The 12,106-nt window shown below is 59.9% G+C and carries 11 protein-coding genes; 3 read left to right on the top strand and 8 right to left on the bottom strand.

Annotation, left to right across the window (positions count from 1 at the left end; all coding sequences use genetic code 11):
- Positions 1–32: 32 nt before the first annotated feature.
- Entirely contained in the window at positions 33–1,493 is a 1,461-nt protein-coding gene (locus tag AC1D2G_RS15390; RefSeq protein ID WP_477415002.1) for an aldehyde dehydrogenase family protein, read from the bottom strand.
- 463 nt (positions 1,494–1,956) lie between these two features.
- On the opposite strand from AC1D2G_RS15390, the gene AC1D2G_RS15385 reads away from it, so the two are divergent.
- Positions 1,957–2,571, top strand: coding sequence for a MarR family winged helix-turn-helix transcriptional regulator (locus AC1D2G_RS15385; protein ID WP_477415000.1), 615 nt, complete (start codon positions 1,957–1,959; stop codon positions 2,569–2,571).
- A 40-nt stretch (positions 2,572–2,611) separates the two neighbouring features.
- On the opposite strand, the gene AC1D2G_RS15380 is transcribed toward AC1D2G_RS15385, so the two are convergent.
- From AC1D2G_RS15380 to AC1D2G_RS15365, 4 genes are read right to left on the bottom strand one after another with little or no spacing between them, the layout of a single operon-like run.
- Positions 2,612–3,556 (bottom strand): ABC transporter substrate-binding protein, encoded by a 945-nt coding sequence (locus AC1D2G_RS15380; RefSeq protein ID WP_477414998.1) that lies wholly within the window; start codon positions 3,554–3,556, stop codon positions 2,612–2,614.
- A gap of 59 nt (positions 3,557–3,615) precedes the next feature.
- On the bottom strand, positions 3,616–3,987 hold the full coding sequence (locus AC1D2G_RS15375) for a cupin (protein WP_477414996.1): 372 nt from the start codon (positions 3,985–3,987) through the stop codon (positions 3,616–3,618).
- A 5-nt stretch (positions 3,988–3,992) separates the two neighbouring features.
- Entirely contained in the window at positions 3,993–4,652 is a 660-nt protein-coding gene (locus AC1D2G_RS15370) for a DUF2848 domain-containing protein (RefSeq protein ID WP_477414994.1), read from the bottom strand.
- Positions 4,649–5,998, bottom strand: a complete 1,350-nt coding sequence (locus tag AC1D2G_RS15365) for an amidase (RefSeq protein WP_477414992.1) — start codon at positions 5,996–5,998, stop codon at positions 4,649–4,651. Before AC1D2G_RS15365 ends, AC1D2G_RS15370 begins: the two co-directional genes overlap by 4 nt.
- 227 nt (positions 5,999–6,225) lie before the next feature.
- On the opposite strand from AC1D2G_RS15365, the gene AC1D2G_RS15360 reads away from it, so the two are divergent.
- Complete coding sequence (locus AC1D2G_RS15360) at positions 6,226–6,780, top strand: TIGR02444 family protein (protein WP_477414990.1); 555 nt, start codon at positions 6,226–6,228, stop codon at positions 6,778–6,780.
- Positions 6,781–6,969: 189 nt separating this feature from the next.
- Positions 6,970–8,424 carry an NAD-dependent succinate-semialdehyde dehydrogenase gene (locus AC1D2G_RS15355; protein WP_477414988.1) on the top strand — a complete coding sequence of 485 codons (1,455 nt, stop codon included), beginning with the start codon at positions 6,970–6,972 and terminating at the stop codon, positions 8,422–8,424.
- A gap of 109 nt (positions 8,425–8,533) precedes the next feature.
- Here the strand turns inward: AC1D2G_RS15355 and AC1D2G_RS15350 are convergent, their stop codons facing one another.
- The 3 genes from AC1D2G_RS15350 to AC1D2G_RS15340 all read right to left on the bottom strand — a co-directional run bounded on the left by AC1D2G_RS15350 (position 8,534) and on the right by AC1D2G_RS15340 (position 12,106).
- The gene (locus tag AC1D2G_RS15350) at positions 8,534–9,910 is read right to left on the bottom strand and encodes an aminotransferase class III-fold pyridoxal phosphate-dependent enzyme (RefSeq protein WP_477414986.1); all 1,377 of its coding nucleotides are present in this window, start codon (positions 9,908–9,910) and stop codon (positions 8,534–8,536) included.
- 103 nt (positions 9,911–10,013) lie between these two features.
- Positions 10,014–11,201, bottom strand: coding sequence for an ABC transporter ATP-binding protein (locus AC1D2G_RS15345; RefSeq protein ID WP_477414984.1), 1,188 nt, complete (start codon positions 11,199–11,201; stop codon positions 10,014–10,016).
- A gap of 71 nt (positions 11,202–11,272) precedes the next feature.
- Positions 11,273–12,106 (bottom strand): ABC transporter permease, encoded by an 834-nt coding sequence (locus AC1D2G_RS15340; protein ID WP_477414983.1) that lies wholly within the window; start codon positions 12,104–12,106, stop codon positions 11,273–11,275.

The raw sequence follows: 12,106 nt of genomic DNA, 5'->3' as shown, positions 1-12,106 counted from the left end.
TGGTCCCAAGCAGATCCTAAGCTGCGCGCCGATCAATCCAAGGTGACATTGATGTTCTTGAGCTGCGTGCAGGCCAGAAGTTCCTCGATGGATTCCTCGCGGCCGAGCCCCGATTGCTTATAGCCGCCAAACGGTGCGCCCAAATAGTGTGCGCTGCTGTTGTTGATCCAGATGTAGCCGGCTTCTATACGCGCGGCCGCTTTATGAGCGGTTGATAGATCGCGGGTCCAGATCGAGGCGGTAAGGCCGAGGTCGGAGTCGTTGACGGCCTCGAACATCTCCTCCTCGTCTTGCCATTTGATCACCGACATCACTGGTCCGAAAATCTCCTCGCGGGCGATCCTCATTCCGGGATGCACATTCACGAAGACCGTTGGTGGATAGAAGAAGCCGCCCGAGAATTTCGGATCAACAGGCGCGAGACCGCCTGCAATCAGGGTGGCGCCGTCCTCGTGTCCGTACCGGACATATCTCTCAGTTTTCTCCAATTGCTGCTGGCTGACCAAACAGCCCATTTCAGTTGTCGGGTCGGTGGGAACACCGTAGGAAAACTTGGAAACTGCCGCGGTTATTTGTTGGACGACCGCATCGTGAATGGACTCATGCAGGAATATCCTCGATGTGGATCCGCAGGACTGACCGCACCAGGTGAAGTTCATTCCTTGGACGGCTCCCGCGGCGACCTTGGCCGGGTCAGCGTCGGGAAACGCGACAAGCGCGTTCTTGCCGCCGAGCTCCAGGCTCAACTTCTTCAACGTGCCGGCCGCAGATCGGGCAATCGCCTTGCCGGTCTCGACGGAACCTATCAGTCCGACCATCGCGACCTGTGGATTCTCGACGAGCGCCTCGCCGCATTCACGCCCGCCAGGAAGTACGCTCAACACACCGTCCGGAAACAGGTGGCCGATCAACTCGGCGAAGAGCAGGGTCGACAAAGGAGCCTGTACTGGCGGCTTGATGACAACAGCATTTCCAGCCACGAGAGGCGCAGCGGCACGTTGCGCGGCGAACAGGAAGGGGTGATTGAAAGCATTGATACGCACCACCACGCCCAATGGCTCTCGGACGGAATAATTGAGCGAATCGTGGCTGAACGGAATCGTGTTCCCTTTTAACTCGGTTGCCAGTCCCGCAAAAAACTCGAATGTCGCCGCACCTGCCTCGGCATCACGGATCATTCTCTTGAAAGGACCACCGGAATCGGCCGAGTCCGTCAGGGTAATCCTCTCCGAATTCGCGCGGATGATCCTCGCTGCCTCCCTGACAATAGCCGCTCTTTCAGACAATTTGACCTGCCGCCAGACCTTGAATCCCGCGGTGGCCGCGCGGACTGCCTTATCAACATCCGCTTTGCTCGCCGCTGCGGCATTTCCCAAACTTTCCCCCGTAGCCGGATTGATGATCTCGTCAACAGCGCCATCCAGCGCCTCGTGCCATTGGCCGCCATAAAAGAGGGTTCGGTGGGTTGGTAGAGCAGCCATGTACGACGTCATTCTGGTTCACTCCGCGCTGATTGGGTCGTGCCAGAACATGGTCCCGGCGAAAAATGTCGGCTTCGTCGAACCTTTCGAGTTCACCATAGCCTACAAAATGTATATTAATTCATAAGGCTTACCCGCGTCAACTCGTGGCTCGATCGCGGCTCGTGACCATAGGTCCGTGGTGAAGCGACCAGTTGATAAACTGGCTCGCAGGTTGAGAAGCTGACCGCTCTCAAGGCGGCGCGGCAAGATAGGAGACGCCATCCGAGTTTTCATCATGTCTGGCTGTACAACGAATTTCAGTGTGGAAAATGCTCCCACCGTAGCCGTCGAAATTGCTATCCGAAAGATTACCCTATAAACATATGTTTCGAATGTATTGTCTTCTTTGTTGTTTCACGGAGAGCGCGGTGGTCAAGCCTGCCTTTCACGATAGAGCTTATGCGATGAAGAATGTCATGGAGATGATTGGATAATGGCGGCGCTGAAGAAGAATTCCGTCGAGCGCCCTGCGAAGAAAGGCCCGCCTCCCAAGAGGAAGACCAAGCGTGCGTTCGTTCCTCCTGTGACGGTTTCCCATGCCGAGTTGCTGGTCGACGGAAGCGACGACAATTTTCGGCAAGTGATCTACCTGTTTGTCGAGGTGCTCGGCAGGCTGGCGATGTGCCGGGAAGCCTTTGGCCGGGCAATCGGGCTGACTGGGTCACAATTTGCGGTACTCGTTGGGGTTGCTTACCGCCAAGGCGAAGGCGGCGTCACCATCAAGCGGCTCTCGAACTATGTCCATCTCGCTTCCACGCATGTCACGACGGAAGTTGGACGCCTCATTCGCAAAGGGTTGCTGAACAAGGTTGCGGCAGACGATGACCGTCGCAGCGTCCTTGTCAGCCTCACGCCCGAAGGCGAAGCCGCCGTCATATCCGTGACCGCGTTCGTCCGGCAGGTAAACGACGTGCTGTTCGCGGGCATCACTTCGGCGGACCTGGCGTCCGCGCAATCCATGTTCACCAGATTGTCACGCAACAGCGAATTCGCCGTCGCCGAACTCAAGGTTGCCGAGCGCGACGACAGGTTCTTCGACAAGGATTGATGCGATGGTTTGTTGCTGTCGCAGCATTGACCTCACGGCATCAGTCGGACGTTTGTGCAGCGCGCTGGGACGGAATCCACAAATCGGACAGCTCGGTGCACACCACGCTGTCGTAGGCCAGATCTGCGTCGATGATACCCAGGTCGCGTGCAAAGCGGCTCATACCTTCAACAGCACGTCTTGAGATGGAGGCATCGTAAAACGGCAGGTCGCGACGAATGAGATCGACGATGAGGTCCGCCGCTCTGCCGGGGAAAAGCCTACGTCCGACTTTGCCTGCGAGGTCGACGTCCTGTTTTAGCGCCGCGTGGGTTTCAACGATCGCTGACACGATCGCGGCCGCCTCCTGTGGCCTGTCGGCAGCAAAGGACGCCCGCGTGGCGATCGACGCAAATGTGAAATCAAATGCAGAAGTTGGGCCGTCTCGCCGAACATCGGCAACGACCGTTCCTATCCCATCTCGAACAGCCAGTTCGGCGGCCATACCGTTTGCCCAGAACCCATCGATCAGCCGCTCTTCGAGCGCCTTGGCCGCGTTCAATCCGAAATTCACCGTCTGACCAGGCTTCGATGGAACCGGCATGATGGTCACGGTGTCGGTCTCGATCCCGCTCTCGACCAGCAGCCGACGCAACCCCATCTCGACCCACGGTGCAGCGCCAATGCGCTTGCCTCTCACCACCGACAAGTCGTGGCGTGATGCCTTGAAATCCGTATGCATGACCAGGAACCAGTACATGCCCTGGGCTTGGGCGCAGAGCAGCTTGGCACCTTCGAATCCTGGAAATGCCGCCAGCGCCGAATGCGCGGAACCGGCCACGATGTCGACGTCGCCGTCACGCAAGGCGTGGTAGGCCCGGTCGACCGGGAAGATGAGCTCGAGCGATACGTCGAGCCCAGCCTTCTTGAAGAAGCCGAGTTCGATCGCCGCTTCTGCGGGAAAGTACGAATTCGACACCAGATCTGGAACGGCGAGCTTCAACATGCGGCATTTCCTGTCCAAGGAGGCGACAGCCAAGTGGGTGATGTCACCCCGGTCGCATCCTAGTAATAGTGGGTCTCGAGAAGCAGGCAGCCGTGCTTCGACTTGAACGGGCCGTGGTAGACGCCGGGCGGGCGAACCGCATAGGTGTAGCCGGTGAATTCTTCTCCGCCCTCTCCGTTGATGTCGTTACCAACGATCAGGTCGCCCGCAAGGAGAAACACCTCTTCCCAATAAGCGTGAACGAACGGGGCGGTCGTATAGACACCAGGGTCGAAGCGCAGAAGGCGGGTGCGGTTTCCCTTACCCGCCGCCTCGTCCAGACTGCCGGCGACGATCTTCTGCTTGATGCCCGACGGATAGCCTTCGGGCGTGTGCCAGCCTTCGTCCAGGTCGAGCTTGAAGAATTCCTGATGAACCTTGGTCGTCGACATGCCGATTATCCTCGTTCGGGTAAGCTTATGGTCGAATAAGAGGCGGTCAGGCTCTCTCCGGTCAGCGGATCGCGAAGTGTCATCTCGAAACGCTCGGATGCGCCGATCTCTCCGTGCACCGCGAGCGTTCCGCAAAACATCGCAGAACCATCAGCCATCGTTTCCTTGCCCGTCCCAAGTCGGATCAGTTCCGCTGGCGGTCGCATCGTGCGCAGTGTTCCCTCCTGGTAGAGGCGTCGCTCGCCTCCAACGACGACATGAGATTGAATCTCGAGGTCGTCCCATCGATCGGCGACGTCGGCGAACCGCCACAGAATGCGCCCGACGGGTTTGGCGCACATCTGCTTGGACAAGGTGACGCCGACCGTCTCGGCCTTGCGGTCCGTATGATCGGAACCGATCCCCACCCAGAGTTCACCGGAAAGCGAGAAAATCACCGGTTCGACTTCGCCGCTGGAAGCTGTCCCCATCACCTCGATGGTCTCGTTCGTCGTCAGCAGGGACGACGCGACGCGATAGAAGATCGGGGTTGTTTCTGGACGCCGTACACCGAGCGCCTCAAGTTCGAGGATATGCTTTTCGACCGCCTCCTGATTGCGCCCGGTCCAGCCCGCGATCGTCAGGTGGGTGATCTTCTTCGGATCCAGTGCCCTTGTCTGTATCATTGGAATTCTCCGCCCGTGGCCGATTGCTTCGATGGATTGTCGCCAAGGCCTGCCAAGCAGGCCTCGACCGCGCGTGCGATGGAAAGAAGCCTGTCGTCCTGGCCGGCTCGACCGACCAACATGAGGCTGGCGCTTGAGCCTATGCCCGTCAGCGGCAGCGCTATGGCCGGACAGTCGAAGAAGTTCGCGACCGCCGTGTTGCGCAGCAACATAAGATTGCGCTCCGAGAAACCTTCAGCCGTGCTGACTTGATCGAAGGTCGGCGCGACAATCGGCACGGTCGGCATTACCAACACGTCCAATTCCTCGAAGTGCTGATCGAAGCTTCGCGCCAAGGACTGCCGTTCACCGATCATGTCGATATAGTCGGCAGCACTGATCGAGTTTCCTCTCTGAATGCGGCTCAGAATGTTTGGATCAATGTCCGGGTTCCCGTCCAAGCGATGCCGGTGAAGGGCGAAGGCCTCGGCCGCGGCGATGCCGCCGCGCTGGTTGACAGCGCGCATGCCATCGAACTCAGGTACCGCGACATCCCTGACCAGCACGGATGCGCATGAGAGCGCCGCAAGCGCTGCGTCGAAGCCTTCCGACACCACACCATCAAGACCATCGAGAACAAGGCCCTGAGCGACGCCAACGCGCAAGCCAGCCAGAGACGTCGCGCGGGACGAATGCGGCTCCTGACCCGACATGATTGCCACCGACACCGCGCAGTCGTCGATCGTGCGCGCGATCGAACCAACGGAATCGAGCGTCATCGAAAGAGGGTACGCACCCAGGGTCGGAATACGGGCCTTGGTCGGCTTGAACCCGACAAGACCACACAAGGCCGCTGGAATCCTGACCGAACCACCAGTGTCGGTTCCGATGCCGATGTCGCAGAACCCGTCCGCCACCGCGACCGCAGCCCCCGATGACGACCCTCCGGGTACACGATTCCTGTCGAGTGGGTTGCGCGGTGTGCCGTAATGGGGATTCGTGCCGATGCCCGAAAATGCAAATTCGCTCATGCTCGTCTTGGCGACGATAACGGCGCCGGCCGCTCGGAGCCGATGGATGGCCGGAGCGTCTGCCCTTGCCACTCGTCCCTCTTGCAACAGGGCCTTGGATCCCGCCCGTGTTACTTCGCCCCTGACGTCGAATAGATCCTTGATGCTGACGATGACACCATCGAGTGGACCCAAGGGCGTTCCTGTGCGCGAACGGGCGTCGGCAGCATCCGCGGCCTCCCTCGCGGCGTCGGCATAGACCGTCAGGCAGGCGCGGGAGCCTTCACCCGACGGATCGCCGATCCGGGCGAGTGCCTCCTCCAATCGCTCTCTTGCAAGGGTTGGACCGCTATGCATGGGGTCTGTTCCGTCGAACTTATTTGTATTAGATTGTTATCTACATTAGATAGCTTCATTGAACATATAAAAGCATGAGGCCAGTCTGTCCAGCCGTTTTCGCTCGGGGCTGGTCGCGGCGGGCCGACGCCAGGGCCCGTTGCGGTGGCTGCATGGCGTCTCTAGAATCGGATCGCCTGCTGTTGGGACGCCGGCCTCCAACTGCGCCGGAGAGAGGCTATCGATCGATGACCGGGAAAGCCGACAATTCCGACGAGAATGGGCTTTTCGCACCGCATCCGTTCTGGAGTTTCTCGCTCGAAATCTATGGTCGGCCCGAAATTGGCAGCGCCTGTCTGAAACTTCAGGAGAAATTGGGCGTCGACGTCAATCTGCTGCTCTTTTGCGTCTGGTGGAGCGCGCAGCCCAGGCCAGATCTCGACCGAGAGACGTTCGGCAACATCGTCGAAAGGGCCGATGCCTGGCATAGAGAGGTCGTCCTTGTCATGCGCGCTGCTCGCCGTGCCTGCAAGGCGGGAGCCGCGTCGCTCACTGCGGATGAGGCAAAGGGGCTGCATAGGCACGTGCTTGCCAGTGAGATCGAGTGTGAGCACGGCGAGCAACTCATCATCGCGAGGACTGCTGAGGAATTGACTGCAGGGAGGGCGCCGACAGAGGACAGCCGCCTCGCCGCACTGCATAGCAACCTACGGCACTACTTCACGCTTGCCGGCATTCGGCCTGATCGGGATGACCTCAAGGAATTGGAGCGTGTGACCGGCTGCTCCTTCACGGCGTGGTGAAATCACTCGGTTTCGCGCGAGGCCTGGCTTAACATAAGCTTCATAAAAAACATAAATTTCGTATGTTTTAATTGACTTTCGCGATGATGAAACGCAGACTTCTTCCAGCCGGTTAACGAGCCGAAAGACGCAAATCGCCGCGGACATAAGGCCCGGCGCGCGACCATCAAGATACATTCCGAGGAAGCGATGACGAACGAAGCCGGCATCTCCTATCCGTCAGTGCAGCTGTTCATCGGGAACACATGGCGCAACAGCGACGACGGAGGAACCTATTCGGTCGTCAATCCGGCGACGGGACAACCAATCGGCCATGTTGCCAGCGCAACTTCGACTGACCTCGAGCGCGCGGTGGAGGCGGCACGGTTGGGCTTCGCCGAATGGCGCGCCGTCGCACCTTACCAGCGATCGAAGATCATGCGCGCCGCGGCAGGACTGCTGAGGGAGCGTACTGCGATTATCGCGCGGCTTTTGACGCTCGAACAAGCAAAGCCTTTGGCCGAATCGTCCGCGGAAGTGCAGGTCGCGGCCGATACGATCGAATGGTTCGCCGAAGAAAGCAGGCGCACCTACGGCAGAGTCGTGCCGTCGCGGGCGCCTGCAACACAGCAACTCGTCCTGAAGGAGCCAGTTGGCCCCGTGGCCGTTCTGACGCCATGGAACTTTCCCCTGAACCAGGCTGCCCGCAAGATCGCCGCAGCCATCGGTGCCGGTTGCTCGGTGGTAGCCAAGCCTGCAGAAGAAGCGCCAGCATGCGTCGCGGAATTGGCCAGGGCTTTTCTGGATGCCGGGCTGCCGAAGGGTGTGCTCAATCTTGTCTACGGCAATCCTGCCGCCATTTCCGAATTCCTGATCGCCCATCCGGCTATTCGCAAGATTTCCTTCACCGGATCGACGGCCGTCGGCAAGAAGCTTGCTGCCCTTGCCGGCCAACACATGAAGCGCACGACGATGGAGCTTGGTGGACATGCGCCCGTCCTCGTGTTCGATGATGCGAACATCTCGGCGGCCGCCAAGGTCCTGGCGCAGGCCAAATTCCGGAATGCCGGACAGATCTGTGTTTCGCCGACCCGCTTCCTGATCCAGCAGGGCGCCTATGACGATTTCCTGAGCCACTTCGTGGCAGAGGCATCGACGCTGCGCATCGGCGACGGCATGAACGCCGACACGACGATGGGACCTCTCGCCAATGAGAGGCGTCTGCATGCGATGGAAGCTCTCGTCCAGGACGCGCTGGAGCAAGGTGCGCGGCTCCGCAGCGGGGGCCGGCGCCACGGGAATATCGGCTACTACTTCGAACCGACCATCCTCTCGGAGGTGCCACTTTCAGCGCGAGCAATGAACGAGGAGCCGTTCGGGCCGATCGCGCTGTTCAGGCCGTTCGAGACGCTGGACGATGCGGTGGACGAGGCCAATCGGCTACCCTATGGCCTCGCGGCCTTCGCCTTCACACGATCGAATACAATCATATCGCAACTTGGATCGCGACTTGAGACTGGGATGTTGAGCGTCAATGACAATCTGCTGGCCCTGCCGGAAGTACCATTTGGCGGGGTCAAGGATTCTGGCCACGGTTCGGAGGGCGGGAGCGAAGCGATGGAAGCCTACATGGTCACCAAGTTGGTCAAGGTGACCGAGGCCTGACCTTTTACGGGGCGCACAGCGCGGACCGCATCCAATGACGCTGCAGCCTTCGGCGCTGCCGATGGTATTCAGGGCGACCCCGTGCTGCCTATGCGTATGGTTCCCGCATCTACGTCGCCGGATTTACCAGGTTCTTGGCGAATGCGGCTTCAACAGCCGATACGATTTGTTCGCATTCCTCGCGCTGGATAATCAAGGCCGGTGAGAAGATCATCATGTGCCCGACGATTCTGACCAGAGCGCCGGCGTCATAGGCCAGTTGACCGAGCGCAGCCATGTACTGCTTTCCGGCGGGCGTCTTGGCCGCGCGGTCACAGACGACCTCGATCGCGAACATCAGACCCTTGCCACGGACGTTTCCGATCGTCTCGTGGCGATCAGCCATCGCCCGCATGGCTGGGATCAGGAAGTCACTTTGCACACGCGTGTTCGTGACCACGTCGAGCGCGACGGTTTCCTCGAGGCACGCAAGTGCTGCAGCGCAGCCGACCGGATGGCCTGAGTAGGTGTAGCCATGGGATATGATGCCCATTGCGTCTGTGTTGTTTCTGAAAGCCCGTTCGAGACGCTCGTTGACGACCAATGCGCCCATCGGAAAATATCCCGACGTGATTGCCTTAGCCAGGCAAATCATGTCCGGCTTGACGCCCCACCCCCGGCAGCCGAACCAGCTGCCAGTGCGGCCGAAGCCGGTGACGACTTCATCGGCGATCAGCAAGATGCCGTGACGATCGAGGATCTGCCGCAGCCGAGGCCAATAGATTTCCGGCGGAACGACGACGCCGCCGGCACCCAGCACTGGCTCGGCGATAAAGGCGGCGATCGTATCGGCGCCCTGGAACTGGATTTCGTCCTCCACGGCGGCCAGGCACAATTCCGCGAGCCTTGTCGGATCGGCCTCATTGAAGGCATTGCGATAGTCGAACGGGACCGGAACATGGAAACAGCCCGGTAGAAGTGGTTCATATGCCCGGCGAAACGTAGTGTTGCCGTTGACGGAGGCGCCGCCGAAATGGGTCCCGTGATAGCCGCGCTTGATGGACAGAAACTTGCTGCGATCCAGGTGACCCATCATCTTCCAGTATTGTCGCGCCAGCCTGAGCGCGGTCTCGACGGAATCCGATCCGCCCGACGTGAAAAAGGCCCGTCTCATGTCCTCGGGCTGCAGCATCTCCACGAGCACATGGCTAAGTTCGATCAGGCGCTCATTGGTTGAGCCCTTGAACGCGGAATAATACGGCAGTTGCGCCAGTTGTTCGGCGATAGCATCCTTGATGGCCTGGTTCGAATAGCCCAGATTGACGTTCCATAGGCCTGCCCCGGCGTCGACCGCTTTGCGTCCGTCGTCATCGAACACATAAACCCCTTCGCCGCGCGCGATGATGCGGGGAGGGTGGGCCTCCATATCATTGGGATGCGCCATAGGGTGGTAGACGTGCTTCGCGTTGCTATCGCGCAGAAAGTTCTTGCTGGGCTGTGGCCGCATGGTCTGCTCCTTGAGCGAAATGTTGGATCTGTCGTTCTGCGTTGGATCCGTCCAGCGCGAATGGGCACCGCGCACGGCCGTCACAGGGATAGGTTTGCCCCAATCAAGAGTAGTGGCCAAAGCCCGTTAGCTCGAGTTGATTGCGGGCCCGTTCGACGGGCTTCGGGGATTTGACCACCTCGTTTGGTGCAAGCACGGGGCGCGGCTCCTCTTTAAAGGCGACGCAATCTGTCCAGTCCCAATGCGCCGTGACGTCCTGTCCCGCGCGGTGGCCCCGGCTTTGACTGCTCGTCGGCATCTTGGCGATGAGGGCCTGGCCACCCTTGAGCCGCATGATGAGCTTCGTCTGGTCGCCGAGATACACGACCTCCTCCACCACGGCCGGAAAACTGTTCGCCGACTCGCTGCCGTCTTCGGGCAAAGCCAACCTGACCTTCTCCGGCCGGATTGAGACGACGGCATTCACGTAGTTGTTGCGGATATCGCCGACCCGCGCGACGAGCCGCCCGGATCCTGATACCTCCACTTCGCACGCGTCGCCGCGAAATTGGGTCGCCAATCCCGGGAGCAGATTGTTCTCGCCTACAAAACGCGCCACGAAGGCATTCTCAGGGTGCTCGTACAGCGTTTCCGGGCCCGCCAATTGCTCAACGACGCCGTTGTTGAAGATGGCAATTCGATCGGACATTGTCAGCGCTTCCCCCTGGTCATGCGTGACGTAGACAACGGTCACGCCAAGCCGCTTGTGGATGGCCCGAATCTCAAGCTGCATCTCCTCCCTCAGCTGCCGGTCGAGCGCGCCCAAAGGCTCGTCCATAAGGACGATCTTGGGCTCGAAGACGAGAGCACGGGCCAGGGCCACGCGCTGCTGCTGACCGCCGGACAACTCGGCAGGGCGCCGTCCCGACACCTGCGGAAGGCGGACCATGTCAAGGGCACGTGCAACGTGGGCATCGATCTCGCTGCGCGACATGCCTCGGATGACAAGGGGAAAGGCGATGTTCTGGCCGACGGTCATGTGCGGAAACAGGGCGTAGTTCTGGAACACCACGCCAATGTCGCGCCTATAGGGGGGCTGGCTGGAAAGCGACTTGCCTTCGAGCAGGATTTCGCCGGAGGAGGGCGCTTCGAATCCCGCCAGCATCATCAGGGACGTCGTCTTGCCCGAGCCTGACGGTCCGAGCATGGTCAGGAATTCGCCTCTAGCAACCTTGAGATCGAGGTTGCGAACGACCCTCGTCCGCCCGTCGTAGGTTTTCGTGATGTTGAGGAATTCGACAATCGTGTCCAAGGAAGTCTCCGGTTCTTTCATTCCGATCCCGGCCGGGGGGCCTTGGGTCAGAGATGTGGATTTGGCTTGTTTCACCGAGAGCCGTTCGCGGTCGGCGGAAGCCTCTCGCGCCTCTTGAGGAATTCGAGCGCCGTCATCAGCAGCACCGCGATGACCAGCATCACCGTCGCCGCGGCAGCGATCGTGAGTTCGAACAGATCCGTCGCCCGACTGTACATCTGCACGGGAAGGGTGCGCTGGCTCGGCCCAGCGATGAACAGGGCGGCGATGACGTCGTCGAAAGAGATTGCGAAGGCAAAAATGGCCCCGGTGACGATCCCAGGGAGGATGAGTGGAAAGGTGACGCGACGAAACGCAGTCAGCGGTCCCGCACCCAGGCTTCCGGCGGCGCGAAGCAACGTGGCGTCGAAGCGGGCGAGCGTCGCTGAAACTGTAACGACGACCATAGGCGAAGCGAGCGCCGTGTGTGCGAAGATCAAGCCCGTGTAGCTGTTGTCCAGCCCGACTTGTACCAGTGCTAGATACATGCTTACGCCGGCAATGACGCTAGGCACGATCATTGGTGTCAGGAAAATGACCATCAAGACATTCTTGCCCGGGAACCTTGCCTTCCAAAGGCCGACCGCGGCACTGACGCCCAATGCTGTCGCGAGCAATGTCGAGGCTGTGGCGACCACGACGCTGTTGATCAATGCCCGGCGCCACTCGAGCGACCCGATCAATTCCCGGTACCATCGGAGGCTGTACGTCTCGATGGGGTAATGGAAGAGCGCCAGGTCATTGAAGGACAGGGGGACAAACACAAAGATCGGTCCGATCAGGAATAGGCAAAACAGCACGCCAAAACCACGCAGGGCCCAGAAGGTAAATTTTTGCCCATTCGTTTCAAAGGGACGCGTCGACAT

Source organism: Mesorhizobium sp. P2_C7 (genome assembly GCF_056404515.1).
The sequence above is the reverse complement of the archived record's forward strand: the minus strand, read 5'-3'. Positions and strand labels throughout refer to the sequence as shown.

Excerpts from the sequence above, each read along its gene's own strand:
- AC1D2G_RS15365 (WP_477414992.1), bottom strand. The coding sequence starts at position 5,998 with ATGCATAGCGGTCCAACCCTTGCAAGAGAGCGATTGGAGGAGGCACTC.
- AC1D2G_RS15355 (WP_477414988.1), top strand. The coding sequence starts at position 6,970 with ATGACGAACGAAGCCGGCATCTCCTATCCGTCAGTGCAGCTGTTCATC.
- AC1D2G_RS15370 (WP_477414994.1), bottom strand. The coding sequence starts at position 4,652 with ATGATACAGACAAGGGCACTGGATCCGAAGAAGATCACCCACCTGACG.
- AC1D2G_RS15340 (WP_477414983.1), bottom strand. The coding sequence starts at position 12,106 with ATGTCGACGCGTCCCTTTGAAACGAATGGGCAAAAATTTACCTTCTGG.
- AC1D2G_RS15360 (WP_477414990.1), top strand. The coding sequence starts at position 6,226 with ATGACCGGGAAAGCCGACAATTCCGACGAGAATGGGCTTTTCGCACCG.
- AC1D2G_RS15380 (WP_477414998.1), bottom strand. The coding sequence starts at position 3,556 with ATGTTGAAGCTCGCCGTTCCAGATCTGGTGTCGAATTCGTACTTTCCC.
- AC1D2G_RS15390 (WP_477415002.1), bottom strand. The coding sequence starts at position 1,493 with ATGACGTCGTACATGGCTGCTCTACCAACCCACCGAACCCTCTTTTAT.
- AC1D2G_RS15385 (WP_477415000.1), top strand. The coding sequence starts at position 1,957 with ATGGCGGCGCTGAAGAAGAATTCCGTCGAGCGCCCTGCGAAGAAAGGC.
- AC1D2G_RS15350 (WP_477414986.1), bottom strand. The coding sequence starts at position 9,910 with ATGCGGCCACAGCCCAGCAAGAACTTTCTGCGCGATAGCAACGCGAAG.
- AC1D2G_RS15375 (WP_477414996.1), bottom strand. The coding sequence starts at position 3,987 with ATGTCGACGACCAAGGTTCATCAGGAATTCTTCAAGCTCGACCTGGAC.